Origin of the sequence: Cellvibrio polysaccharolyticus, from assembly GCF_015182315.1 — a bacterium.
GTDB lineage: Bacteria > Pseudomonadota > Gammaproteobacteria > Pseudomonadales > Cellvibrionaceae > Cellvibrio > Cellvibrio polysaccharolyticus.
Map to the genome: position 1 here is coordinate 2,457,856 of NZ_PRDL01000001.1, position 26,139 is coordinate 2,483,994.

The 26,139-nt window shown below is 52.1% G+C and carries 19 protein-coding genes; 2 read left to right on the forward strand and 17 right to left on the reverse strand.

Features of this window, described 5'->3' with window-relative positions; all coding sequences use genetic code 11:
• Positions 1-52: 52 nt before the first annotated feature.
• From C4F51_RS10540 to leuC, 15 genes are all read right to left on the reverse strand, one after another.
• Positions 53-1,246: an O-succinylhomoserine sulfhydrylase gene (locus tag C4F51_RS10540; protein WP_193909600.1), complete on the reverse strand. Its 1,194-nt coding sequence runs from the start codon at positions 1,244-1,246 to the stop codon at positions 53-55.
• A gap of 37 nt (positions 1,247-1,283) precedes the next feature.
• A complete protein-coding gene (gene purF, locus C4F51_RS10545) occupies positions 1,284-2,798 on the reverse strand; it encodes an amidophosphoribosyltransferase (protein WP_193909602.1) in 1,515 nt (504 codons plus the stop codon).
• Positions 2,799-2,823: 25 nt separating this feature from the next.
• A complete protein-coding gene (locus C4F51_RS10550; RefSeq protein WP_193909604.1) occupies positions 2,824-3,333 on the reverse strand; it encodes a CvpA family protein in 510 nt (169 codons plus the stop codon).
• An 86-nt stretch (positions 3,334-3,419) separates the two neighbouring features.
• The gene (locus C4F51_RS10555) at positions 3,420-4,055 is read right to left on the reverse strand and encodes an SPOR domain-containing protein (protein ID WP_193909606.1); all 636 of its coding nucleotides are present in this window, start codon (positions 4,053-4,055) and stop codon (positions 3,420-3,422) included.
• Positions 4,052-5,335: a bifunctional tetrahydrofolate synthase/dihydrofolate synthase gene (gene folC / locus C4F51_RS10560; RefSeq protein WP_193909608.1), complete on the reverse strand. Its 1,284-nt coding sequence runs from the start codon at positions 5,333-5,335 to the stop codon at positions 4,052-4,054. Before folC ends, C4F51_RS10555 begins: the two co-directional genes overlap by 4 nt.
• 13 nt (positions 5,336-5,348) lie before the next feature.
• A complete protein-coding gene (gene accD / locus C4F51_RS10565; protein WP_193909609.1) occupies positions 5,349-6,212 on the reverse strand; it encodes an acetyl-CoA carboxylase, carboxyltransferase subunit beta in 864 nt (287 codons plus the stop codon).
• 46 nt (positions 6,213-6,258) lie between these two features.
• A complete protein-coding gene (gene trpA, locus C4F51_RS10570; protein ID WP_193909611.1) occupies positions 6,259-7,068 on the reverse strand; it encodes a tryptophan synthase subunit alpha in 810 nt (269 codons plus the stop codon).
• A gap of 55 nt (positions 7,069-7,123) precedes the next feature.
• Positions 7,124-8,347: a tryptophan synthase subunit beta gene (trpB, locus tag C4F51_RS10575; protein ID WP_193909612.1), complete on the reverse strand. Its 1,224-nt coding sequence runs from the start codon at positions 8,345-8,347 to the stop codon at positions 7,124-7,126.
• Positions 8,340-8,978 (reverse strand): phosphoribosylanthranilate isomerase, encoded by a 639-nt coding sequence (locus C4F51_RS10580; RefSeq protein WP_328701430.1) that lies wholly within the window; start codon positions 8,976-8,978, stop codon positions 8,340-8,342. The genes trpB and C4F51_RS10580 overlap by 8 nt, the downstream gene beginning before the upstream one ends.
• A 141-nt stretch (positions 8,979-9,119) precedes the next feature.
• Positions 9,120-10,016 (reverse strand): tRNA pseudouridine(38-40) synthase TruA, encoded by an 897-nt coding sequence (gene truA, locus C4F51_RS10585; RefSeq protein ID WP_193909615.1) that lies wholly within the window; start codon positions 10,014-10,016, stop codon positions 9,120-9,122.
• A 79-nt stretch (positions 10,017-10,095) separates the two neighbouring features.
• A complete protein-coding gene (locus C4F51_RS10590; RefSeq protein WP_193909617.1) occupies positions 10,096-13,263 on the reverse strand; it encodes a FimV/HubP family polar landmark protein in 3,168 nt (1,055 codons plus the stop codon).
• A 330-nt stretch (positions 13,264-13,593) separates the two neighbouring features.
• Positions 13,594-14,703, reverse strand: a complete 1,110-nt coding sequence (gene asd / locus C4F51_RS10595) for an aspartate-semialdehyde dehydrogenase (RefSeq protein WP_193909618.1) — start codon at positions 14,701-14,703, stop codon at positions 13,594-13,596.
• Between the two features lie 30 nt (positions 14,704-14,733).
• Positions 14,734-15,813 carry a 3-isopropylmalate dehydrogenase gene (leuB, locus tag C4F51_RS10600; protein WP_193909620.1) on the reverse strand — a complete coding sequence of 360 codons (1,080 nt, stop codon included), beginning with the start codon at positions 15,811-15,813 and terminating at the stop codon, positions 14,734-14,736.
• Between the two features lie 127 nt (positions 15,814-15,940).
• Positions 15,941-16,588: a 3-isopropylmalate dehydratase small subunit gene (gene leuD / locus C4F51_RS10605; RefSeq protein WP_193909622.1), complete on the reverse strand. Its 648-nt coding sequence runs from the start codon at positions 16,586-16,588 to the stop codon at positions 15,941-15,943.
• Positions 16,589-16,590: 2 nt separating this feature from the next.
• Positions 16,591-18,015, reverse strand: a complete 1,425-nt coding sequence (leuC, locus tag C4F51_RS10610) for a 3-isopropylmalate dehydratase large subunit (RefSeq protein ID WP_193909624.1) — start codon at positions 18,013-18,015, stop codon at positions 16,591-16,593.
• A gap of 158 nt (positions 18,016-18,173) precedes the next feature.
• Between leuC and C4F51_RS10615 the strand changes: the two genes are divergently transcribed.
• Both C4F51_RS10615 and C4F51_RS10620 read left to right on the forward strand, forming a co-directional pair.
• Positions 18,174-19,049: a LysR family transcriptional regulator gene (locus C4F51_RS10615; protein WP_193909626.1), complete on the forward strand. Its 876-nt coding sequence runs from the start codon at positions 18,174-18,176 to the stop codon at positions 19,047-19,049.
• 168 nt (positions 19,050-19,217) lie between these two features.
• Positions 19,218-19,949 carry a TIGR04219 family outer membrane beta-barrel protein gene (locus tag C4F51_RS10620; RefSeq protein WP_193909628.1) on the forward strand — a complete coding sequence of 244 codons (732 nt, stop codon included), beginning with the start codon at positions 19,218-19,220 and terminating at the stop codon, positions 19,947-19,949.
• Between the two features lie 345 nt (positions 19,950-20,294).
• On the opposite strand, the gene C4F51_RS18405 is transcribed toward C4F51_RS10620, so the two are convergent.
• Both C4F51_RS18405 and C4F51_RS10630 read right to left on the reverse strand, forming a co-directional pair.
• Positions 20,295-20,546, reverse strand: a complete 252-nt coding sequence (locus C4F51_RS18405; RefSeq protein WP_407926920.1) for a cytidine/deoxycytidylate deaminase family protein — start codon at positions 20,544-20,546, stop codon at positions 20,295-20,297.
• A 282-nt stretch (positions 20,547-20,828) separates the two neighbouring features.
• Positions 20,829-25,382, reverse strand: coding sequence for a beta-propeller fold lactonase family protein (locus tag C4F51_RS10630; RefSeq protein ID WP_193909630.1), 4,554 nt, complete (start codon positions 25,380-25,382; stop codon positions 20,829-20,831).
• Positions 25,383-26,139 lie beyond the last annotated feature (757 nt).

A 26,139-nucleotide genomic window follows, 5' to 3' on the forward strand; every position in this document is an offset into this window, starting at 1 on the left:
TTTATTCTCATCCTGACCCCCTCCGCGCACAACAGCGACAGGGTTTGATTGATTACAAGGACTCAAAACCGCGCTGAAGATCCGCCTTCAGGTCATTGATGTCTTCAAGACCTACCGCAATACGAATCAGGTTTTCAGTGATACCCGCCTCCAGCTTTTGCTCCGGAGCGAGACGACCATGGGTGGTCGTTGCCGGGTGCACAATGGTAGTTTTGGTATCACCCAGGTTGGCGGTAAGCGACATGATGCGCGTTGCATCAATCACTTTCCAGGCTTCTTCACGGCCACCTTTAACGCGGAACGACAGAACACCACCGAAGGCTCTCTGTTGTTTGGCGGCCAGCTCGTGACCTTCGTGATTGGGCAGGCCGGCATAAAATACTTTTTCAACCGCCGGCTGTGCATCCAGCCATAACGCCAGCTCCAGCGCATTGGCAGAGTGCGCGTCCATTCTCAGGCGCAGGGTTTCCAGACCTTTAAGAAATACCCAGGCGTTGAATGCGCTCATGGTCGGGCCAGCGGTTCGGATAAACGCCAGCACTTCGTCAGTAAGCACTTTTGCGCCGGCAACCACACCGCCAAGACAACGCCCCTGACCATCAATATATTTGGTGGCAGAGTGAACTACCAGGTCAGCACCGAATTTCAGCGGCTGTTGCAGCGCCGGTGTACAGAAGCAGTTATCGACAACCAGCAAAGCATCGTGACGATGCGCTATTGCTGCCAGCTGCTCAATATCCAGTACATCGCATTGCGGGTTGGAAGGTGTTTCAATGAAAAGCATACGGGTTTGCGGTGTAAAAGCCGCTTCCCAGGCTGCATAGTCGGTGGGCGCAACAAAGCTGGTGGTAATGCCAAATTTTTGCAGGTATTTATTAAACAGTACGGTGGTTGTACCAAATACGCTGCGCGAACAAATAACATGGTCACCGGACTTCAACAAGGCTACCGCGGTCGACAGAATGGCCGCCATACCGGAGGAAGTTGCTACCGCCCCTTCTGCACCTTCGAGCGCCGCAATACGCTCTTCAAACATACGCACTGTAGGGTTGGTGTAACGGGAATATACATTACCGGCGTTTTGCCCGGAAAAGCGGTTGGCTGCCTCTTCAGCACTGGCGAATACATAGCTCGATGTTAAAAATAAAGCTTCGCTATGTTCATCTTCATTAGTGCGGGTATGGCCGGCACGAATAGCCAGTGTGTCAGGTTGTGCAAACAACAACAGATCTTCCCATTCACTCATTGCTTTTCCTCACCAATAATTTCACACGCCGTTCGTCTTAATGATTGCTTTCGCCGTTGTGCAAACCGATCGGCTTATCTTCACCGGCAGCCGCTTTGGAATTGTCGCTACGGCTGTGCGCCAGCTTGTCGAGATAAGCCTGATCAACATCACCGGTGACGTACTTGCCGGTAAATACCGAGCAGTCAAACTCCGTTACTTTTTTGTTGCCTTCGGTAGAGGCTGCGATCAGGTCTTCAAGATCCTGATAGATCAGCCAGTCGGCACCAATTTCGCGGCAGACTTCTTCGTCGGTACGGCCGTGTGCAATCAACTCGGAAGCGGTTGGCATATCAATGCCGTAAACGTTGGGATATTTCACCGCTGGCGCAGCAGAGGCGAAATACACTTTGGCAGCACCGGCATCGCGAGACATCTGGATAATTTGCTGGCAAGTGGTACCGCGCACAATCGAGTCATCGACCAGCAATACGTTTTTGCCTTTGAACTCCAGATCAATCGGGTTCAGTTTTTGACGTACCGATTTTTTACGCTGCTGTTGGCCAGGCATAATAAAGGTGCGGCCGATATAGCGGTTTTTTACCAGGCCTTCACGGAATTTTACACCAAGTTTTTGCGCCAATGCCTGACCGGCTACACGGCTGGAATCCGGAATAGGAATAACCACATCGATGTCGTGGTTGGGGCGCTCGCGGAGAATTTTTTCTGCCAGCTTTTCACCTTGACGCAAACGGGCTTTATAAACAGAAATGCCGTCCATAATGGAATCGGGACGGGCAAAATAAACGTGTTCGAAAATACACGGCGTGAGCGAAGCTGACTCGGCGCACTGACGGCGATGCAACTGACCATCAACGGTGATGTAAATTGCTTCACCGGGTTCAACGTCATCAATCAGTTCAAAACCGAGTACGTTCAGCGCCACGCTTTCGGAAGCGACCATGTACTCAATGCCTTTTGCCGATTCGCGCTTGCCGTAAACCAGCGGGCGAATGCCATGCGGATCGCGGAAGGCAATCAAACCGTAACGGGCAATCAGCGTAACTACCGCGTAGCCACCGCTGATGCGGGCATGAACGCCTTTTACTGCGTCAAAAATATCATCAGCAGACGGCGATAATTTGCCCTTGGATTGCAGCTCGTGCGCAAACACGTTGAGCAATACTTCAGAGTCGGAATCGGTGTTGACGTGGCGCAGATCTGTTTTAAACAGCTCTTCACCCACTTTGTCGGCATTGGTCAGGTTGCCGTTATGTGCAAGGGCAATACCGTAAGGAGAGTTAACGTAGAAAGGTTGTGCCAGCGCCGGCCCCGAGCTGCCTGCGGTGGGATAACGCACATGGCCGATACCCATGTTACCCAACAGACGCTGCATGTGACGGGTTCTGAAAACGTCCTGTGCAAGGCCGTTTGCTTTTTGCTGGGCAAGTCGGCCGTCCTGGCAGGTAACGATACCGGCCGCGTCCTGACCGCGGTGTTGCAAGATGGTTAATGCATCATAGAGTTGTAAATTGACGTCGCTCTTGCCGACAATACCAACAATGCCACACATAGATTATCTACCTTTGCCGAACGAATTAATGTGATTCCTGCGAGAAGAATCCGGTAAAAAAACTGACAACCTGACTGAAAAGATCACGTGCCTGGGTTTCAAATTCGAGAAAGTGGGGAATCATTGCTGACTCTTGCCACCATGGGTCCTGATCAACTGAAATCAAGCCGGGTAGAAAAATCAGACAGACCATGATCACGATAACGCCTCTGGCCAATCCGAATATCATTCCCAACAGTCGATCGGTTCCCGATAAACCGGTTACGTGGATTAAAGCACCAATGAGATAGCCCAGTAATCCACCCGCCAACAAGGTGGCGATAAATAAAATAGCAAAGGCCACCATTTCACGAACTGACGGGGTGGCGATATGATCAATCAATAAATAAGAAAGAGGTTCGCTAAAAAGAACAGCGACAAGGACAGCAGCCACCCAGGTGGCCAGTGATAGGGCTTCCCTCACAAATCCCCGCTTGATGCTGATCAAAGCGGACAGAACCAAAATGGCAATAATGGCCCAATCTGCCCAATTCATGCGCGGGAATTCTCCGGTTATTCAAGGTCGCGCATTTTACCAGAGCAGCCGCATATCAGATACCCCGAATTGCAACTGCCGGGCAATCAGGGTTCGAAACGACGAATCTGGGCGTTGGTTTTCAGGCGCTGATCCAACTCGGTTTTGATTTTGGCCGATTCTTCACGGTTAAGGTTGGGGCCTACAAATACCCGAATAAAGGTACCCTTGTCCGTTTTTACATCGCGAATAAAAGCTTTGTAGCCATCACGCTGCAAGTCATCGCGCAGTTTTACCGCCGCTTCGCGGTTGGACAAACTGACCAGCTGAACCATCCAAGCTTGTGGAATACCTTTGTCGTCCAGCGGGATGGCCGGCACCGCTGCTATTGCAGACGAGGCGGCGGACGATGAAGAGGAGGAGGCCAGAGAAGAACTTGAAAACTGTGCAGCTACAACAGAAGACTCTGTAGCAACCTGGGGCTGTTGAGGAAGAGAGAAAGAATCTGACGATGCGTCATCATCAGGCAAAAACATAGTTTCGGGCTGCGGCGCCGGTTCACCGTCCCATGTTGCATCAGGGTCAGAGAACTCAACGGTTTGCGCAGGCGGTGCCGGCGGAATGCGGGACTCGCCGTCAACCCGGTGCCCCTGCTGCTCTTTGAACAGACCCGGCAAAAAAATCACCGCCAGTGCTGCCAGCACAAATCCGCCTACCAGGCGTTGCTTCAAGCCTTCTCTCACTCTTGCACCCTCTCCTGCTGATCCAAATTGTGAAACGCCGATAAGGCAGCCGCAACCGTAAAAAAAGAACCCCAGATAACAATGCGATCACCGGGAACCGATTGATCGATAATCAGGGACAAACAGGCTTGAAAATCACCGGAGCCATTAACCTTTTGCCCCAGCTTTTCAAGATCGCTGGTCAAACCGGCAACCGGCGCAGCCCGCTCCAGAAAGGATAAATCCACGACAAACCAGTGATCTACCACCGCCGTCATATTAGCCAGGGCACCGCCGCGATCCTTGTCGGACATCATACCAACGGCTGAAAAAGTCCGTCCGGCGATAGGCAGCTGCTGCAAACGGCTGACAAAGTAAGCACTGGCTGCCGGGTTGTGCGCTACATCGAGAATGATTTCACGCCCGAGATAATTCAAGCGCTGAAAACGACCTGGCAGGCGAACATTGGCCAACACCTCACCGGCGTTATCCGGCACCTCACCCAACAACGCGACCGCCTGCAAGGCAGCCGCAAGGCTTGGCAAAGGCAAGTGCGGCAACGGCCAGTTTGACCATTGCAAGCGCTCACCGGTTCCATCAATGCCTTGCCACGACCAGACATTTCCATCCACTGCGAATGAAAAATCCTGATTCACGGCCAGTAAATTCGCTCCCACCTCTGCCGCCGCGGCAGCGATACTCAGTGGAGGTTTGGGGTCGACGCTAATGACCGGTTTGCCATTGCGAATAATGCCAGCTTTTTCGCGACCGATAACTTCCCGGTCGCTACCCAGCCAATCCTGGTGATCAATAGCAATGCTGGTAATGACGGCGATATCGGCATCGAGAATATTCACTGCATCCAGCCTGCCGCCCAACCCGACTTCCAGCACCATAAAATCTACTGCGCGCTCACGAAAAACATAGAGCGCCGCCAGCGTGCCGTATTCAAAATACGTCAGACTGATTTCGTTGGCGGCATCGCGAATGGCAGCAAACGCCTGACAGATTTCTGCATCTGTGGCGGGAGCACCATCAACCTGAATACGCTCGTTGTAATGCAACAAATGGGGAGAGGTATACAGCCCGACACGTTTGTCGGCAGCCTGCAGCAAGGCAGCGATGGCCGTTACACAAGAGCCTTTGCCATTAGTGCCGGCGACAGTAATAACGCGGCATTGCGGCTTTAACAAATCGAGCCTGGATGCAACCTCGCGGATGCGCTCCAGGCCCAGATCGATTTCTCGCGGGTGAGATTGTTCAAGCCAACTCAACCATGCTTGCAGAGATGTCAAATTCATAGCGGAAAGGTCATCAGACCTCGGCGCGACGAGTAAACTTTGCCAGCAAACCGGCAACTTTATCGCGCATATCACGGCGGTGAATAATCAAATCAATGGCGCCGTGTTCGAGCAAAAATTCACTGCGCTGAAAACCTTTCGGTAATTTCTGGCGAATGGTTTGTTCGATAATATTGGGGCCTGCGAAGCCGGCGCGGGCGCCAGGTTCTGCCGCGTTGATATCACCCAACAATGCCAGACTGGCAGATACACCACCGTAAACCGGGTCGGTCATGATAGAAATGTAAGGCGTGCCCTGCATTTTCAGACGTTCAATCACCGCACTGGTTTTAGCCATTTGCATCAACGAGATCAATGCTTCCTGCATACGGGCGCCGCCCGTGGCAGAAAAACAGATCAACGGAATATTTTCTTCGAGCGCCAAACGGGCGGCACGAGCAAAACGCTCACCCACCACATAACCCATGGAACCGCCATGGAATGCAAATTCAAACGCGACCACCACAACCGGCATGCCTTTCAGGTTGCCGCGCATAGCGATCAGGGCATCTTTTTCGCCAGTGGCTTTTTGTGCGGTGGTCAAACGCTCTTTGTACTTTTTGATGTCTTTGAATTTCAGACGATCAACCGGCTCAACATCGGTGGCCAACTCTTCACGGCCATCGGCATCCAGAAAAATATCGAGACGATTACGCGCGCCGATGCGCATGTGATGCTCACACTTCGGGCACACATTCAGATTTTTTTCCAGCTCCGGCTTGTACAAAACAGAATCACATTTTGCACATTTCTCCCAAACACCCTCGGGCACTTTGTTGCTACGAGGTTTGCCTTCGGAACGCACAACACTCGGAATAATTTTTTCCAACCAGCTCATGGGTTATCTCTCTTTACAGAAATGGTATCAGTCAACAGGTTTACAATCAGAGGCTATCAAGAGCTGCGCGAATATCAGCGACGATGGCACCGGTCGCATCGGCAATCACCTCTGCTGTCTCACCTTGAAGCTCACCAATTTTATTAACCAGCACACTGCCAATCACCACGCCATCGGCGAGTGCGGCAACCGCTTTGGCAGTAGCGGCATCTTTAATACCGAAGCCGACACAAACCGGCAAATTTGACATGGAGCCAAATTCTGCCAGGCGGTTTTTAACTTCTTCTACATCCAGGTGTCCGGCGCCGGTCACGCCTTTCAAGGATACGTAATATAAAAATCCACTGGCTTGCGCAGCGATTTGACGAGCGCGCTCCGCACGGGTGGTCGGCGCCAGCAGAAAAATATTATCAAGACCGTGAGCGTCGAGTTGAGCACGCAAATCACCCACTTCTTCAAACGGCAGGTCAACGGTTAACAAACCATCGACACCGGCCGCACTCGCCGCTTTGGCAAACGCTTCATAACCAAAACGCTCAACCGGGTTGGCATAACCCATTAATACAACCGGCGTGTCGGCATTGGTTTTACGAAATTCCTGAACAACATTCAGGGTATCGGTAAGGCTGACGTTGCTGGCAAGCGCACGCTCGTGGGCTTTTTGAATCACCGGGCCTTCTGCCATGGGGTCAGAAAAAGGCACGCCCAATTCAATAATATCAACACCTTTCTCAACCAGCTTATGCATTACCGTGAGAGTGACATCCGGTACCGGGTCACCATTCACAATGTAAGCCACCAGAGTTTTTTTGCCCGCCGCCTTGGCGCGACCGAGCTGCTGGGAAATTCGACTCATCGACAAGAATCCTGCATAACAAATGGGGGCTTCGCTTACGAAGCCCGTTGTTTAATTAAATAGTAATACCGTCAATGGCAGCTACGGTGTGAATGTCTTTATCGCCGCGGCCGGACAAGTTGGCAATAATGATCTGGTCTTTACTCATGGTCGGCGCAAGTTTTTTCACATAGGCCATGGCATGACTGGATTCCAGCGCCGGCATAATGCCTTCAATCAGGGTGAGCTCGCGGAATGAGGTCAGCGCTTCCTGATCGGTAATGGATACGTAATTCACCCGACCAATGTCATGCAACCAGGAATGTTGCGGACCTACACCCGGGTAATCCAGACCGGCAGATACCGAGTGTGTCTCGATAATCTGGCCGTTGGTGTCTTGCATCAGGTAAGTGCGGTTGCCGTGCAGCACACCGGGAACGCCCTGATAAAAACGGGTCGCATGACTGCCGCTTTCAACACCCAGACCACCCGCTTCCACACCGTACATTTTCACGGATTCATCACCCAGCATCGGGTGGAACAAGCCGATAGCGTTGGAACCACCACCCACACAAGCGACCAGAGCATCCGGCAACTTGCCGGTTTGATCCAGACACTGCTGACGGGCTTCACGGCCGATAATCGATTGGAAGTCACGCACCAGCTGCGGATAAGGATGCGGGCCGGCGGCGGTGCCAATGATATAGAAAGTGTCATCCACGTTGGTCGCCCAATCGCGCATGGCTTCGTTCATCGCGTCTTTCAAGGTGCGGGAACCGGAGGTTACGGAAAATACCTCGGCACCCAGCAATTTCATCCGGTAAACATTCAACGCCTGGCGTTTGATGTCTTCAGAGCCCATGTACACGCGGCACTTCAAGCCCAAACGGGCCGCTACGGTAGCCGTGGCTACGCCGTGCTGGCCGGCACCGGTTTCGGCGATAACGCGGCTTTTACCGGTAAATTTGGCCAACAGTGCCTGACCAATGGTGTTGTTTACCTTGTGCGCGCCCGTGTGGTTGAGATCTTCACGCTTCAGGAAAATTTGGGCGCCACCCAGTTCACGGCTCCAGCGCTCGGCAAAATACAGGGGCGAAGGACGGCCAACGTAGTGCGCCAGGTCCTTGTCAAACTCAGCCTGGAAAGACGGATCATCTTTCAGGTTGTTGTAAATGGTTTCCAATTCATCGAGTGCATGAATCAGGGTTTCTGAAACGAAACGGCCGCCGTAAGGACCAAAATGCCCTTTCGCGTCCGGGAAGCTGCTGTAGTCAACAGTGCTGGTTTTGGAATCATTCACGGTCTGTATCACCTGAATTGGGGCCGGATTTGGCGTTATGGATAAATGCGTTTACTTTTCGGAAGTCTTTTTTGCCAGGGCTTTGTTCTACGCCGCCGCTAACGTCTACCGCGTAGAGCCCTGGCGTTTTAACCGCTTCGGCAACATTGTCCGGGGTTAGCCCACCGGCCAGAATTAAAGGTTTTTCGGCTTGCGAAGGCACACGATGCCAATCAAATACCTCACCGGTACCGCCAGGAACGCCAGGGCGCCAGGCGTCCAGCAAAATTCCCAGTGCCGACGGGTAGCGGGCTATTTCTGCCGCCACATCCATATCGGGGCGCATCCGCAAGGCTTTGATATAAGGGCGGCCAAAGGATTCACAAAATTCCGCAGGCTCGTCACCATGAAATTGTAATAAATGCAGCGGCACCTGGCGCAACAGCGCGTTAATAGTATCGGCACTGGCGTCTACAAACAGGCCGGTAACCGTCACAAAGGGCCCCGCCGCACGGGCGATGGCCGCGGCTTGCTCTGCTTGCACAAAGCGGGAGCTGGGCGGATAAAACACCAGCCCGATAGCATCCGCGCCAGCCTCAACAACAGCTATTGCGTCCTCAACCGAGGTAATACCGCAAATTTTGGTTCGGATATAAGCCACTGCAACGCCTTGAGAAATGCCGGAAAAAAGAAACCGTCGATACTATCAGAAATGCCGGGAAATTACTGCTTGCTGCGGGCAAAAATCACGAAGCCGCCCCTAACCCCGCGACGGTTATTTTCAGGGTTAATATTATCGACCCGTCAACTCCCCGACAGGTTCATCTATAAATAGCGGACCGGGAGACAGTTCCGGCAAGGCAAACATAGCCGGATAATCCACTTTCACCAGGTAAAGCCCATTCGGCTTTGCCGTCACCCCCGCCGCTTTGCGGTCGCGGGCGGCAAGAATTTCTGCCACTTTGCCTGGCGGAATGTCGCCGTGCCCTACCGCTGACAACACGCCAACAATATTGCGAACCATATGATGCAGAAAGGCATTGGCGCGCACTTCAAGAATAATCAAATGTCCGCGCCGCACCAGATGCAGATGATGAATGCGGCGCACCGGGTTGCGCGCCTGACATTGCGCCGCCCGAAAAGAGCTGAAATCATGCTCACCTACCAGATGAGCAGCCCCTTCGCGCATCCATTCAAGATTGAGTGGACGGTCAAACCAGCTGACCTGATCGTGCAGCAAACCGTGCGATGCCGGCCGGTCACTGAGCAAATAGCGATAAGCCCGGGCTTGCGCGCTGAAACGGGCATGAAATTGCGGCGAAACCTCTTTTGCCCAGGAAATACTGACACCGTAAGGCAAATGCGCCCTCGCCCCCAATCGCCAGGCTTTTTCCGGGCGCTGAGCCAGCGTATCGAAATGCACCACTTGCCCGGTGCCATGCACACCGGAGTCGGTACGACCTGCGCATACCAGGGTTATCGGCTCACAGGCCACCGCTGAGAGTGCTTTTTGCAGAACACCCTGCACGGTTTTCGGATCGTGAGGCTGCCATTGAAAGCCGCGAAACCCGGTGCCGTTATACTCAACACCCAATGCGATGCGGCGCATGCCTTCCGGCCACAAAGTATCAGCAACCACTTCCCCGTTGCGAGCGTAGGCTTTACTGGTTGGAATATAGTCTTGTGACATAAGCTGAAATTACCTGCTCCAAAAACAACAAAGCCTTGTACACGAATGCACAAGGCTTTGGGTAAACATCAAAACGTGGTTAGCCGATGCTATCCAGCAATTGCGACGCCTCTGCCTGCTGCTGCTCATTACCTTCCTGAGCAACTTCGGCAAGGATATCACGGGCACCTTCCGGATCCCCCATATCAATATAAGCGCGCGCCAGATCCAGCTTGGTAGCAACCTCATCGGCGTCGGCCAGGAAATCCAGCTCGGCATCGAGATCGTCATCCGACAGGTCTACACTGGCCGGAGCCAGGGTTTCGGCAAATGCGGGCGATGGCTCATCCAGCTCCAAGGGAGCATCCGGCTTATAAGTAGAATCCGACTCGATTTCAGAAGCCAGCTCGTCGAAAGAAAAATCATCGTCACTGCCAACTGCCGGCTCCGAGGAACTGAGCGCTTCGAGTTCTTCGAAATTAAAATCATCCAAAGAAGATTTTTCAGTCAGCTCATCATCCAGTGCAAACAGCGCTTCTTCCTCTTCCGGCGCATCAGCAACCGGCGTCATTTCCTTGAAAAGCGCTTCCAGATCTTCATCTGCCAGCGACAATTCATCATCGTCTTCATCAACAATTTCCGGCTGTGGCGCCGGGGCGTCGAGCGTGATTTCTTCGTCGGCATCATCAAACAGCGATGCATCGGCTTCGTTAACGGTCAGAGACAAAGACCCGCCCGCTTCTTTTTCCAGCTCATTAATCTCACGATCCAGCGCTTCGAGATCAAAGGCATTTGCATCAAACTCTGCATCAGGGCTGAAATCATCCAGAGCATCTTCTGTCGACAGCTCGGCAACAACCGGTTTGTCGGCATCCAACTCCGGACCAGCATCGTCAAGCAGCGTCAGGTCAGCTTCGGAGAACAGCTCGTCTTCATCTTTATCTGTCAGAGCATTATCCGTCAGTGCCGGGGTGCCTTCCTCTTCTTTAAGGTCGTCAAAGTCAAACGAGAAATCATCCAGCTCTGACAGGCTTTCAGTCGGCGCTGCTGTTGCTGCAAGGCCCGGTTTGTCACCTTCCAGCGGGTCATCATCAAGATCAAAATCAAATGTCAGTTCATTTTCTTCCGGTGCAGAATCTGCCAACGGAGCGACCGGCGCATCGAACGATAAATCGTAACGGCTGGCGGCGTTTTGCAGATCTTTGTCATCCGTCAGGGATTCTTCAGACAAGGCTTCAAGCTCGGCATCAAAATCAAATGACAAATCATCGTCAGAGGTCAGCGGTTGATTGTCGGCAAGCAGCGATTTTTCTTGCGGATCGTTGGCATCATCAATAAACAGTTCATCGAACAATGAATCTGTATCGTTTTCAGCGGTTAGCGCTGCATCGTCAGCTTCATCCGGCACTTCTGACAGATCAAAATCGCCCACACCCGGAATCTGCTCTCTCAGCTCGGTTGCGCGTGCAAGCACCATCGGGCTGGCAAGGGCGATAAGGCGAGCGTAATGCAGATCGAATTTTTCAGCATTTTCCTGCTGCGAGTAAACTTCCAGCAGCTTGAGGCGAATTTCCGTTGATTCCGGATCGCGCTCAAGCCCTTTCAGCAGCATGTCTTCTGCCTGATCGAACTTGCCGTAAGCGATATAAATATCCGCTTCGCTGACCACATCATTGGTTTCTGCTTCAAAACCGCTATCCGGCACGTCCAACGCGTCGGCATCTGCAGCCAGAGCTTCTTCTGCCGCTTGTTCATCATTAATTTCTGATGACGTATCGGCGGGCAACACGAAGATAGAACTGTCATCGACAACTTCAGGCTCTTGCGCCTGTTGATCCTGACGGCGCTTCCACAACAGCAGCAACAAAAGAATCAATGCCAACAAACCGGCACCGATCCAATGGATGTAATCAAACAAGCTGTCCAGCAAACTCTTTTGCGGTGGTGTGGTGGTTACTACCGCACGCTGACTGCTCGACGCTGCCGCTGAAGAAGCCGACACAGCAGGCGCTACGGCGGCAACATCCGGCGCAGTGGCAGTGTCATCCGCCAGCGCAGAGTCATCAGTGGCTGCGGCGGCAGTAGTTTGATCCGCCTCGGCACCGTCTGCTGCGCCACCCAATTGCAAAGCGCGCAACTGACTGTTGCTCACTTCAACCAGGCGCTCCATGGTTTTAATTTGTTCTTCAAGATCGCGAACGCGGGAGGTCAGCTCCTGATTTTCGGCGGCAGCTTTGTCCAGCTCTTCCAAAGAAGAAGCCAATTCGCCTTCAAGCGCGCGGCCACGGCCAGTGTTATCACCACTGCCCTGACCTACTGAACTGTCACCACTGCCGGGAGTTGCCAGGCGAACGCTGCCCGTTACACCGGTATTATTACTGGCCGGTGCGCTATCACGGCGCGCAGCACTGAGCGGCGCACCCAGGGTGTTATCGCCCCAGGATTGATTCTGACGAGCGACTTCGTTAACGGCTTCGCCACGCGACAGTGAACGAATATCATCCGATGAAGGAACACGTAACACCTGTCCACTGCGCAAGCGGTTGATGTTGCCATTAATGAAAGCATCAGGATTAAGTCGCTGAATGGCCAACATGGTTTGATGTACGGAATGACTGGAATCGGGCCGCACTTCGAGGGCGATTTGCCACAAGGTGTCATTGCGGTCAACGCGATAGTTGTCACCCGATGCCGACGATGCGGCGGTGGCACGACGGGCAGCCGGTTGAGGCGTGGGCTCCACTACCGGGCGCGACACGGGTGCAGGTGCTGCCGGCTGAACTGTATCCGCCGGGCGAGCGGTAGACGCCGGCGCAACCGACGATTGCGTAGTAGCAGCAACAACGGAGCGGCTGGCGGAGGTTTCCGAGAAGACCGGCAAATCCATTAACAAGGTATATTCACGCAGCAAACGACCGGTTGGCCAGCGCGCTTCTACCAGGAAGTTGATGAAGGGTTCGCGCACCGGACCACGGCTGCTCACCTTGACGATAGCGCCACCGGGATTGTCCAGCAGCACCTCGAATTCAAATTCGCTGTAAAAATACAGACGCTCTACGCCATTGCGCTCAAAATCGGCTGGTGCAGCAAGGGCGATTAATACCTGATCAGCACTGAGACCTCGAGTGTCCAGCAACTTGATTTCGGCCTTGAGAGGTTCGTTCAGTTTGGAGTTCAGCTGCGCTTCACCCAACCCCAGCGCGAGAGCCGGATTGGAGAGCAGCGAACAGGCGAAGCCACCCGCCAAAATCAATTTACGAAGATGCATAGGACTATCCTTTTATTATCATCAGTTCCAAATGCTCTTCATCAAATTGGACCAGCCGGCCAATGCTTCTGGAGCACTTAAAGCGGATGCAGCATACAGCGGTTGAAAACCTCGAATATAGCTTCAAAATCTCGCGTAAGTATTCAGTATAAATGGGCTTTTATCAATACTTTCGCTTTTTTCATCTTCGCTAAATGGCGCAAATAGCAACGCTTTTCAAACAATTTCAGATGATTTTCCTGAAAATCCGACCAGCGGCTTTTAAGTCACTAAAAAAAATCCCCGACAGTTATCTGTCAGGGATTTTCTTTTGCAGGTTTCAGGCCACTATCAGGCTTCTTTCAGAATACGCAGCATACGACGCAGCGGCTCTGCAGCACCCCATAACAACTGGTCACCCACGGTGAACGCAGAAATGTATTGCGGCCCCATGTTCATCTTGCGCAGACGACCAACCGGGATAGACAAAGTGCCGGTTACGGCAGTCGGCGTGAGGTCACGCAAGCTGCTTTCGCGGTCATTCGGCACCACTTTGGCCCACTCGTTGGAGTTGGCAATCAGCGCTTCGATGTCAGCGATAGGCACATCTTTGTTCAGCTTGATGGTCAGCGCCTGGCTATGGCAACGCATCGCACCAATGCGAACGCACAAACCATCTACCGGAATCGGATTGCCGCTGCGACCCAGAATCTTGTTGGTTTCTGCCTGCCCTTTCCACTCTTCTTTGGACTGGCCGGTTTCCCATTGCTTGTCGATGTACGGCAACAGACTGCCAGCCAGCGGATGGCCGAAGTTGGCTTTGGGCAACTCATCACCGCGCATGGTTTCAGCAATGATACGGTCAATTTCCAGAATGGCAGACTTCGGGTCAGCCAGTTGCTCAGCTACCGACTTGTGCAGCGTGCCCATTTGGGAAATCAGTTCACGCATATTTTGCGCACCGGCACCGGAAGCCGCCTGATAAGTCATGGAGGTAACCCAATCTACCAGACCTTCGCGGAACAAGGCGCCCAAGCCCATCAGCATCAAACTTACGGTACAGTTGCCGCCGATGTAGTTTTTCACACCGTTTGCGATGCCGTTTTTAATCACGTCATTGTTAACCGGGTCGAGCACGATGATGGCGTCTTTGTCCATACGCAGGCTGGAAGCCGCGTCAATCCAGTAGCCATTCCAACCGGCTGCGCGCAGCTTCGGGAAAACTTCATTGGTGTAGTCACCGCCCTGACAGGTAACAATGACATCCAGTTGTTTCAAATCGTCAATGGAATAAGCATCTTTCAACGGCGGCAAACCACTGGCCACCGCCGGTGCAGCACCACCCACATTGGAGGTGGTGAAAAAAACCGGCTCGATATCAGCAAAGTCGTTTTCAGCGCGCATGCGATCCATGAGCACCGAGCCAACCATACCGCGCCAACCTACAAAACCTGTTTTCATGTCGCTTTCTCTCTCTATCCCGTTATCGTTTTACGCGGTCAACGCCGCGATGACTGCATCGCCCATTTGCGAGGTCGATACCCGTATTGTGCCTTCGGTATAGATGTCGGCTGTACGCAGTCCCTGGTCCAGCACGTTACCCACTGCCACTTCAATGGCATCGGCAATATCCGGCAAGCCCAGCGAGTAACGCAGCATCATGGATACCGAAAGAATGGTTGCCAGCGGATTGGCAATGCCCTTGCCGGCGATATCCGGCGCCGAGCCATGACAGGGTTCGTACATACCACGCCCGTCTTTATCAAGGGATGCTGATGGTAACATACCAATGGAACCGGTGAGCATGGCTGCCGCGTCGGACAGAATATCACCAAACATATTGCCGGTTACCAGCACGTCAAACTGCTTGGGCGCACGCACCAGCTGCATGGCCGCGTTATCCACGTACATGTGCGACAGCTCCACATCCGGATACTCTGCGGACAAGGTGTCGAGCACCTCACGCCACAACATGGTGGCTTCCAGTACGTTGGCTTTATCGACCGAGCAGACTTTATGGTTGCGCTTGCGCGCCATTTCAAACGCGGTACGGCCGATACGAATAATTTCGCTTTCGGAATATTTGTAAGTGTTGAAACCTTCACGCTCGCCATTTTCAAGAACGCGGATACCGCGCGGTTCACCGAAGTAAATGCCGCCAGCCAGTTCTCGCACAATCAGAATATCCAGACCGGAAACCACTTCCGGCTTCAGCGAAGACGCGTCAACCAGTTGCGGATACAGCAACGCCGGACGCAGGTTTGCATACAGGCCCAACTGGGAACGAATTTTCAGCAAGCCTTTCTCCGGACGAATCGCGCGGTCGAGCTTGTCCCACTTGGGGCCGCCCACAGCACCCAGCAGAATCGCGTCAGCTTTGCGAGCGCGCTCCAGGGTTTCATCGGTTAATGGCACACCGTGTTCATCAATAGAGCTGCCACCCATCAAACCTTCTTCAAAGCTCAGGCCCAATGTGTATTTGCTGTTGACGACATCCAGTACCTTGCGCGCTTCCGCAACAATTTCCGGACCAATACCGTCGCCTTCCAGAATCAGAATATGCTTACCCAAAACGTTCCCCTCAGGTGTTACACCCATTTTTGCATCCGGCTTGACGGTTGTGACAATGCCGAATGCCCACAAAAAAGCAGCGCTACATTTTCATGCAGCGCTGTTGTTATTGAATCGCAACGCTACCTTACTTTACCGCGTCAAACAACCAGGGCGAATCCACCCGACGACGGGCTTCATAAGCGCGAATGGCCTCGGCATGCTCCAGCGTAAGGCCAATATCGTCCAGACCATTCAGCAGACAGTGTTTACGGAACGCATCCAGCTCAAACGCAAAGCGCTCACCGGCAGGAGTAACCACGACTTGCTCTGCAAGGTCGATGGTTAATTGATACCCTTCGGCAGCGTACATTTCGTTGAACAGCTTATCTACAATTTCTTCTGATAAAACAATGGGTAACAAGCCATTCTTAAAGCAGTTGTTGTAGAAAATATCGGCGAAAGACGGCGCGATGACCGAGCGGAAACCGTAATCGTCCAGCGCCCAGGGGGCATGCTCACGGCTGGAGCCACAACCAAAATTCTCGCGCGACAACAGAATAGTCGCACCCTGGTAGCGCGGAAAATTCAGCGGGAATTCGGTGTTGACCGGGCGCCCGGTACATTCCTTGTCTGGCTGGCCTTCATCCAGATAGCGCAACTCATCAAACAGATTTTTGCCAAAGCCGGTACGTTTGATCGACTTTAAAAACTGCTTGGGGATGATCATATCGGTATCCACGTTGGCCCGATCCATGGGCGCTGCAACACCGGTTACTAAGGTAAAACTTTTCATACTCAGCTCCTCAATTCACGCACATCAACAAAGTGACCGGCAATTGCCGCCGCCGCTGCCATCGCCGGGCTCACCAGGTGAGTACGTCCGCCATACCCCTGACGCCCCTCGAAGTTGCGGTTGGAGGTAGAGGCACAATGTTCGCCAGCGCCCAATTTGTCGGCGTTCATCGCCAAACACATGGAGCAACCCGGTTCACGCCATTCGATACCGGCATCGATAAAGATGTGATGCAAACCTTCTGCTTCGGCTTGCGCCTTTACTGCGCCGGAGCCCGGCACAACAATCGCTTCTTTCACGCTCTCAGCGCGCTTGCGCCCTTTTACCACCGCTGCCGCTGCACGAATATCTTCGATGCGGGAGTTGGTGCAGGAGCCGATAAAAACGCGATCGACATAGATGGAGGTCATCGGCTGATTGGCTTTCAGGCCCATGTACTGCAAGGCACGCACCATACCTTCGCGCTTTACCGAATCGGTTTCATTGGCCGGGTCCGGCACATTCTGATCGACCGCTACCACCATTTCCGGTGAGGTTCCCCAGCTGACTTGCGGCTTGATGTCTTCACCGCGCAACTCAACCACGGTATCAAAATGCGCACCGTCGTCGCTGACCAGCTCACGCCAGGCGGTAACCGCCTTTTCCCAATCATCACCTTTGGGAGCGTAGGTGCGACCTTTAACGTAATCGATGGTGATGTCGTCCACAGCGACCATACCGGCACGAGCACCGGCTTCAATCGCCATATTACAAACGGTCAAACGCCCTTCCATGCTCATATCGCGGAAGACTTCACCGGCGAATTCCATGGCATGGCCATTGCCCCCGGCGGTGCCGATTTTGGCAATAATGGCCAATACCACGTCTTTCGGGGTAACGCCGTCGCCCAATTTTCCGTCTACACGGATCAGCATATTTTTCATTTTCTTGGCAACCAGACACTGGGTTGCCATCACATGCTCAACCTCACTGGTGCCGATGCCGTGCGCCAAAGCGCCCAAGGCGCCATTGGTAGCGGTGTGAGAATCGCCGCACACTACCGTCATGCCCGGCAAGCAGGCGCCGGTTTCCGGACCAACTACGTGCACGATGCCCTGACGGTGATCATTGATTTTGAATTCCACGATGCCAAATTCATCGCAGTTGTCATCCAGCGTTTGTACCTGAATCAGCGAGACCGGATCCTGAATACCCTTCACGCCAAACGCGCGCTCTTTGGTGGTCGTGGGTACGTTGTGGTCCGGGGTAGCCAGAATGGTATCTACGCGCCAGGGCTTGCGGCCCGCCATACGCAGGCCTTCAAATGCCTGGGGCGACGTCACTTCGTGGACGATATGACGATCAATATAAATCAACGCGGAACCATCATCGCGCTGCTGTACAAGGTGGGATTCCCACAACTTGTCATAAAGAGTTTTTGCGACCATTTTGACCTCACGGTGCGTCTTATCAACGCTATGTTTATGAGTAAATATCGTCGAGGACATTTACCGGTTGTTCGTTGTGCATGATAAATAGACAGCCGCCATAAAACAAATTTATAATTTTTATACATTGAATTCCAAATAGGAATACATCATTCATTATGGACAGTCGTTCTCTGAAAGCATTTATCGCAGTGACCGAAACCGGCTCCTTTTCGGCCGCAGCGGAAAATCTGCACCTGACCCAGCCAGCTATCAGCAAACGCATTGCCTTGCTGGAAGAGCAACTTGGCGTGCTGCTATTTGACCGCGCCGGGCGCCAGATTGCACCCACGCAGGCAGGTCAGGTTTTGCTGCCCTGGGCGCGGGAAATTCTGCAAGCGGTTACCGACGCCCAACGCGCCATTGATGATCTGCAAGGCGAGGTTCGCGGCAAACTCAGCATCGCTACCAGCCACCACATTGGCTTGCACCGCTTGCCACCCTGGCTGAAAGACTTCTCCAGGCGTTACCCGGATGTGAAACTCGACTTGCACTTTCTCGATTCGGAACAGGCCTACCAGGAAATTCTGCAAGGCCGCTTTGATCTGGCGGTAATTACCCTCGCCGAAGAGCACGACCCGCGCATAAGCTCGCAGCCACTCTGGATGGACCGGCTGCAATTTGTCGCCGCCCCGGGCCACCCGCTCACAGCGCGCAAACACATCAGTATTGAAGATTTGTCCGGTTTTCCGGCAATCATGCCCGACGCCAACACCTACACGACCAGACTGGTGCGCAAGGTATTTGATCAGCAACAGCAAACACTGGATGTCACCATGGTAACCAACCACCTCGACACCATAAAAATGATGGTGTCCATTGGGCTGGGCTGGGGTGTACTGCCAGAAACCATGCTGGATAAAAATCTCTCATCACTTGATGTCGACACACCCACATTGACCCGTCCGCTCGGTTGTATTTACCACCGGCAACGAAGCCTTAATAACGCTGCCAGCCGCTTTCTGGAGAGCCTTAAACAGACGCCAGCATCATAATTTCACGCAATTTTATGACACAGCCAACGAAACCCGAAAAAAAAGCGTTGGTCAGGCGCAATGTCTTTTAGGCTTGCAGTATTAGTGAATTTTCTTGCGTAAAATTCCCGTTAATTATCCTTGGTTTTATTTATCCCTGACTTTATTTATCCCTGAAGAGGAACCCACATGAAAAAAATCATCCCGGCGCTGGCCTTATCGCTGTTATCGCCACTCGCCTTCAGTGACAGCTTGCTCGGTATTCACGCCGAAGTGGGTCGCTGGAATGCCGATTACCACGGTGACCTTGGTGACCCGTCTATCAACGTTCGTGATTTGCGATTGCGCGAAAGTGATAACAATTTTTACTCGCTGGCACTGGAGCACGGTGTCCCCTTAATCCCCAACGTCAAATTGCAATACACCGACATCACCAGCTCGCAAAGCGCCACTATCAGCGACTTCTTTACGCTGGATGGCACCAGCTTTCTGCCGGGAACCGAAGTCGACACCCACGTTGACCTCAGCCACACAGACCTGATTCTTTATTATCAGCTGCTGGACAATACCGTTGAACTGGATTTGGGGTTGAATGTAAGACGTTTTGACGGCTACGTTGAAGCCAGCAGTTTTTACGCCAGCGAAAAAGCCAAACTGGATGAAACCATCCCGCTGGTTTACGCCAAAGCCATGTTCCACCTGCCCTTCAGTGGCTTCGCCGCCGGTGTTGAAGGCAGCTTTATAAAATACGACGGCAACCGCCTCAGCGACTACACCGCCAAAGTTCGCTACCTGTTTGATGGTGCAATCGACCTGGGCGTAGAACTGGGCTACCGCGAAATGTCATTCGACATTGATGAAAGCGTCGTGGCAGATGTGAGCTTGAAAGGACCTTATGCGGCGTTGTTGTTGCATTTTTAATCGTCAAAAAAGCAGCCGAGGGAGGCAGCCGCCTCCCCTGGTTTAGCCCGAATAAAAACCGGGTACTTATCATAAAGGCACATCAAACAGTTATAGATGCGGCCAATCGTAGAACACATCAATATCCGATTTATTTTTCCCACATGTTGATACTTGTTCTAGTCGCAACAGACTGTATGACTATCAAGAAGTTTTCCCACAGCGCTGATAGAAAATAGCACCTCTCTGTTTAAAACAGTCTCCACCTGAATCTCTATAAAACAGGCAAACCCTGGTGATTTTTGGCACTTATGCTCCATACTTCCTGCGAAGTGCTGACGCGCTAAACCACGTGACTGATAAGAACTACAGAGCAGCCCCATTTACCATAGACCAATGGTAAGGCATGAGTTCTCGCAGTGTTTTAAAGACCAGCCTGTTCTCATTGTTACTCACCGCAACAGCAACATCACCGCCCCAGTGAGACAGGCGCTCCTGACAGATTCCGCAAGGCGTTAAAATGATAATTTCAGAAACTTCGGACTCACGACACAAGCACAGAGAGTGCGTTATTTTTTCGTTAATTTTATGTGCTTCAATACACGCACCGGTTTCCATACACAATGACAAAGCATCATTTTTTGTATCCGGTGCAACGCTGGTTAATATTTTTCTGTTGCCAGTGCAGCCGCTCCACCCCAGCCAGAGGGATAGCGTGCATTGATCAGATTCAAAGCAGCGTCAAACAGTTTTTCTTCCATTTTATTATCCATATTCCCTATCTGTACTGAATGCTCAGCTCGTGCTTATTAACAATATATTTTGCTATCCAAAAACCGGCTGGAGAACCATAAAAAAACCCCACTTTTACAAAGTGGGGTTTTGCAATACTCCGGGCTATCAGATCGACAGGGCGACTCTATTCCGTAGTCTGCGTGAGCGGAACACACCCATCAGTCCTAGTAGAAGCAAGCTGATCATGCCCAGGCTACCACCGGACTTGCCCTTGCCTTCATTGACCGGCGGAGTTGGAGTTACCGGAGGTTTGGGCTCTTCAGTTGCCAATGCCACCGCGAGTACACCCGGGTCGCGAATCACACTGTTAGCAACACCATCGGCATCATAGGGGCCACCGTCTTCAATAGTCAGGCGCACACAATCCAAACCTTGAACCAGACCTTCCTGCCAACTATCGGCGGAAACACCCGGACATTGACCCAAAGCATTGCGACTGGCACTGTGGAGCTGGTTGTGATCGTCAGCGACAAAGTCATGCCATTGGTTGTCAATGAATTTGCGCCATACGGCTTTTTCGGGAATGAGTGTACCAATTGGCAAACCAATCGCAACAGACACTGCCTCACCGGCGTGCTCCAGACCTGTCACATCAAAATTCAGGGTGGCACCCAGGTGGTCATAACCAGGGTCACTTAGCGACTGATCATTGACCGCAATACCAAACTGGCCAGTTTCCCAGGACTGATTTCCGGACAGCTCGCCAATAGACAAGGCGTAGTTTCTTGGTACTTCTGCATAAAGTGCCTCGCTGCCTATTGTGCGGCAACTCTCTACGCGGTTAGCCGCTTCATTGACATTCGGGCAAACAGGAATACGATTTGGCGCTGCGGCGAATGGATTAACACTGGCCGGAATACCACTGGTACCCGTATTTTCGCAACTTCCAATTTCGCAGTCAGCAACAACGCGCTGCGCCAGGTCATACCGACCTGTGCGACCATCCAGAGTAGTAGCATGCACAGTGATGATATAAACACCTGGCGGTACCATTGCCGGATTAAAACTGGCGCTGTCACCGTTCGGGATTAAAATCAAACCGTCTGATGACCATTCATAAGTAGCGGCGCCATCATTCAATTCTGCAACATTCAAAACAACTTCACCGCCCATCGCATTAACCACGGTACTTTGCTGTCCATTCTGCTCGGATACCACACGCAGAGCTAACGAAGGCAATTGCTGCTGCACAGTCAGGTCATGTACAGAAGGCGTACCAACCCGTGCTTTGACCAACCCTTCTTGCTGAAGGCTCACGCTCGCGCCATCGGCAATTGCCACGACATTGAAGGTGCGAAGCAAATTATCTTCTTCGGTCAGTTCAAATCGCTCAACCGACAACCGGGCACCGGTACCTGTAAAATCTACTACCACCGGGTAATCGATCGGTTCATCACTCAGCCAGACACGCAGAGTGGTAGCAACATCTTGCTGCACAGGTTGTCTGCTGGAGGTAAACGCAACATAAGGTAATACATCAAAGCTCACCTGGCCACGCTCACCAGATACGACATCGACAAAGGTCAAGGTATAGCGGCCAGTGAGGTTACTACTGAACACATAGCTGCCATCGGCCTGCGCACTGATCAACGACTCGGCAACCGCAGGTTCAAGCAGAGTTTCCTTGCCCGCACGCTTGAGCAATGCCTCTGTTAATGTTTTTTCGCCAACGCCACCCAGCACTCTGAAACGGCCAGGTTCACTGCTAACGAGAGGCTTGTCGGTATCATTGTTGATTTCCAGTGAGGCGTGAACAGAGACATTAATGACACAGTCAGCAGTAATAGCCGCAGTAACTATCTGGCTACCTGACAAAGCAGCATTACAACTACCACCCAGGGAAACATAATCACCGGCACGCATCAAATTCAACGTAAAGGTTGCCACAGAACCTGACGGCACTTGCCGTGTATTCGGCGTCACGACCCCATCACCCACCACGTTCACCGTTACAGTATGACTATTCAATGTGTATTGCGCAGTGATGGTGAGATTGGACGTAACATTGTTGAAACTGCGGTTCCAGCCGGAAAAGGTTTTACCAACAGGCGGTGCAAACACCGGCTCTGTTGCCGCCCCACCATGACTTACGGCCTGGCTTAAAGCGCCACCACCGTGACGACTGCCACCATCCAGATTGAAAGTTACTGTGAAGGTATTGGCTGCGTATTGTGCAGTGATCGTGAGGTTGGCCGTAACATTATCGAAACTGCCGCTCCAGCCAGTGAAGGTTGTACCTGCCGGTCCGGTAAATACTGGTGCCGTTGCTGCCTCGCCGTAATTAACGGTTTGCGCCAAGGCACCGCCACCAGTGCGGCTACCGCCATCCAGATTGAAAGTCACTGTGTAGGTATTGATTGTGTATTGGGCTGTGATGGTGAGATTAGCGGTGACATTATCGAAACTGCCACTCCAACCACTGAAGGTTTTTCCTGCCGGAGCACTCAACACTGGAGCCGTTGCTGCCTCGCCGTAATTAACGGTTTGCGCCAAGGCACCGCCACCGGTGCGGCTACCGCCATCCAGATTGAAAGTCACTGTGTAGGTATTGATTGTGTATTGGGCTGTGATGGTGAGGTTGGCCGTAACATTATCGAAACTGCCGCTCCAGCCACTAAAGGTTTTTCCTGCCGGAGCGTTCAACACGGGGGCTATTGCTGCCTCTCCGTAATTAACGGTTTGTGCCAAGGCACCGCCACCAGTACGACTACCACCATCCAGATTAAAAATGACGCTGTAACTATTGATACTGTATTGAGCGGTCACGGTCAAATCGGCGGTTACTGTATCGAAAACGGTACTCCAGCCAGTGAAGGTTGTACCTGCCGGCCCGGTAAATACTGGTGCTGTCGCTGCCAGACCATAATCTACCGTCTGGGTTAAGGTGCCACCACCGGTACGGCTACCGCCATCCAGATTGAAAGTCACTCTGTATGTGTTGATTGTGTACTGGGCCGTCACCGTCAAATCAGCCGTTACATTGTCAAAAGCCAGATCCCAGCCGGTAAACCCGTAGCCAGTGCGGCCTGGCGCTGCTGGGGCTGTCGCTGCACCACCGGAAGTAATCAACTGCGAACTTAATACCGCGCTATCCCAGTCAACAAACGTGACGGTAAAGCCGTCCGGTTTTTCTACAGCTACTGTGATTGCGGCAGGTGCACTGGTGTTATTGTCAGTATCTGTAACCGAGAATGCGATGTTTCTTGAAGAACTTGCTCCTGCTGCCAGAGAGGGATCGGCGCCAGCCTGGTAGCTAAGGCTTCTTAATGCTGTCTGGTAATCGGCCAGTGTGGCGTTACCGCTTAATGTCAATATGCCAACAGCGCTATCATAGGATGCACTGATACCTGCAACCGTTTGCACTGCCAGCGTATCTGTGCTGATAAAGCCGCTGGTAATGGATACGGTTGCAGAGAGCAGATGAGTACTGTCTGAATCAAAAATGGAGAGCGCATTATCCAATGTTACCGCAGCGCCTGAAACCTGAGCCGTTGCTGTCGTTGTTGTCAGGCTTACTGCTGGTGTTGGTAAAGAAAACACAACAAGAGCACTGTCTGCTTGACCTGCGACGTACAGATGGCGGTTTAGCGGGTCAGTGCTCATTCCTGAGGGGGCGCTCAGACCTATTACGCTATTTGCATTGTTATTGACTACGCTATCCAATGTCAGCAAGCCGGTAGATGCATTACGTGAAAATATAGTAAGGGCATTAGCTGTTATCGCACTGACCATCACATAACGGCCATCCGGACTCACTGCCAGGCTGCGGGCTCCAGTCAGCTTTTCAATACCACCGGCACCATTTGTCATCTTATCCAGATAAGTCAGTTCGCCCGTTGTGCTGTCGATACTGAACACGGCTACGGAGTTTTCACTTTGCCCGGTGACATATAAATGTTTGCCATCCGGAGAGCGTTTGGCGGATGAGGCTGTCAGAATACCATCGACTCCGTTTGTGCCATTTTTATAAACAGCAACCTGGGTTAATGCACCGGTAGTGGCATTTCTGCTGAACAGGGTAATTGCACTATCGACTGTTGAGGTAACATAGACAAATTGTCCATCGGCACTGGTGACGATATTTTTGATCGGGCTGAAGGTAGGACTGAATTGCTGTCCAAGCTCATGACCATCGACGTTATCTTTGTAATCGAACAGTACGGTCAGATCGCCAGTTTCCTGATCCCGACCAAATACAACCAACCCACTCGGCTGGCCGCCCACACCATAAACATGCTTGCTGTCCGGGCTGACACTGACAGAAACAAAACCAGCGGTACCGCCGACTGTTCCCACACTATTTACCACTGTCAGGGCCCCGGTTTCTGCATTGCGGGAATAGGCAAAGATTTTGCCTCCTGTAGGTGATGCGGCATAGACACTTTCACCATCGCCGCTGACATCGACACTAAAGGCGGCTATCGCACCGGTAATGGTGCTGCGGTAGGTCAGTTGCCCGTTTAGCAGATTACGCTCAAATACGCTGACCGCACTCGCTCTATAGGACGAGGCATAAACAAATTTACCATCGGGGCTTACTGCAATATCGCTAATGCCGTCAAGTCCGACCACGTCATTCTGAGCGTTAACCTGAGTTTCAATATAATTAACAGTATCTGCCTGGGACTGTGCTGCCGCACCGATGAGAAATAAGGTCAAGAGGCTACCAATGCAGGTATGCCACCAACGTGAACCAAACAAAATCATAAACGCTCCAATGGATAAAACAGCCAGGCGTGTGAATTGCCATGGTGATGTACAAAGATGTGGTTATCCCACTTATCAACAAATATTGATTGTCTCTATGCTATTACCACACCTCAACCGCAATCAGGTGGAGCGCACTGGCAAGTAACGTTCAAAATTCAGGGTCACATTGGTTGGCAATTCCAAACAGTAAGCCAAACCAGATTGCAAAATAAATCGACACTTACAATAACGTCAAGAAAAATTTGTGATCCATAGCACTCTTTTTTCGCCTTCTATCCTGTACGAGCACCAATTAAGGCGATAAAGAGTCGTTGCTATTCGAAAAACCCCATTGATTTTTGTGTTTTTACGAAATGAGCTATAAGAAGCGTCAATTATCCGGCCGGTTAAGTGAGACAGATAATCAATCAGGATGCACAAAAATCAGCCTGACTATTCAGCGCGGAAATTCGGATCGAATCGGTATTGGCAGGAGCTACCGGGACACCCGGGATCTGATACCTGTGCACGAAGACGCCAAGGATCTGACGTGAATTTCCTGAAGTTTTTGATTTGATCCCCTCGAAATACCAGAGTTGGTATTTTTAACGAAATTCTGCTGAAAGGTATGGCTGAATTGCAGGGCATAGCAGCATAATTAGCGAAAAAAATTATGCAATAAGAAAGAGTTTTTAGTAAATTCGGGCGTTAAAAAGGTGGGCGTTTG

Bases quoted from the DNA above. Each gene is read 5' to 3' on its own strand.
- C4F51_RS10540 (WP_193909600.1), bottom strand. From the start codon at position 1,246: ATGAGTGAATGGGAAGATCTGTTGTTGTTTGCACAACCTGACACACTG.
- purF (WP_193909602.1), bottom strand. From the start codon at position 2,798: ATGTGTGGCATTGTTGGTATTGTCGGCAAGAGCGACGTCAATTTACAA.
- C4F51_RS10550 (WP_193909604.1), bottom strand. From the start codon at position 3,333: ATGAATTGGGCAGATTGGGCCATTATTGCCATTTTGGTTCTGTCCGCT.
- folC (WP_193909608.1), bottom strand. From the start codon at position 5,335: ATGAATTTGACATCTCTGCAAGCATGGTTGAGTTGGCTTGAACAATCT.
- accD (WP_193909609.1), bottom strand. From the start codon at position 6,212: ATGAGCTGGTTGGAAAAAATTATTCCGAGTGTTGTGCGTTCCGAAGGC.
- trpA (WP_193909611.1), bottom strand. From the start codon at position 7,068: ATGAGTCGAATTTCCCAGCAGCTCGGTCGCGCCAAGGCGGCGGGCAAA.
- truA (WP_193909615.1), bottom strand. From the start codon at position 10,016: ATGTCACAAGACTATATTCCAACCAGTAAAGCCTACGCTCGCAACGGG.
- C4F51_RS10590 (WP_193909617.1), bottom strand. From the start codon at position 13,263: ATGCATCTTCGTAAATTGATTTTGGCGGGTGGCTTCGCCTGTTCGCTG.
- asd (WP_193909618.1), bottom strand. From the start codon at position 14,703: ATGAAAACAGGTTTTGTAGGTTGGCGCGGTATGGTTGGCTCGGTGCTC.
- leuD (WP_193909622.1), bottom strand. From the start codon at position 16,588: ATGAAAAGTTTTACCTTAGTAACCGGTGTTGCAGCGCCCATGGATCGG.
- leuC (WP_193909624.1), bottom strand. From the start codon at position 18,015: ATGGTCGCAAAAACTCTTTATGACAAGTTGTGGGAATCCCACCTTGTA.
- C4F51_RS10615 (WP_193909626.1), top strand. From the start codon at position 18,174: ATGGACAGTCGTTCTCTGAAAGCATTTATCGCAGTGACCGAAACCGGC.
- C4F51_RS10620 (WP_193909628.1), top strand. From the start codon at position 19,218: ATGAAAAAAATCATCCCGGCGCTGGCCTTATCGCTGTTATCGCCACTC.
- C4F51_RS18405 (WP_407926920.1), bottom strand. From the start codon at position 20,546: ATGGAAACCGGTGCGTGTATTGAAGCACATAAAATTAACGAAAAAATA.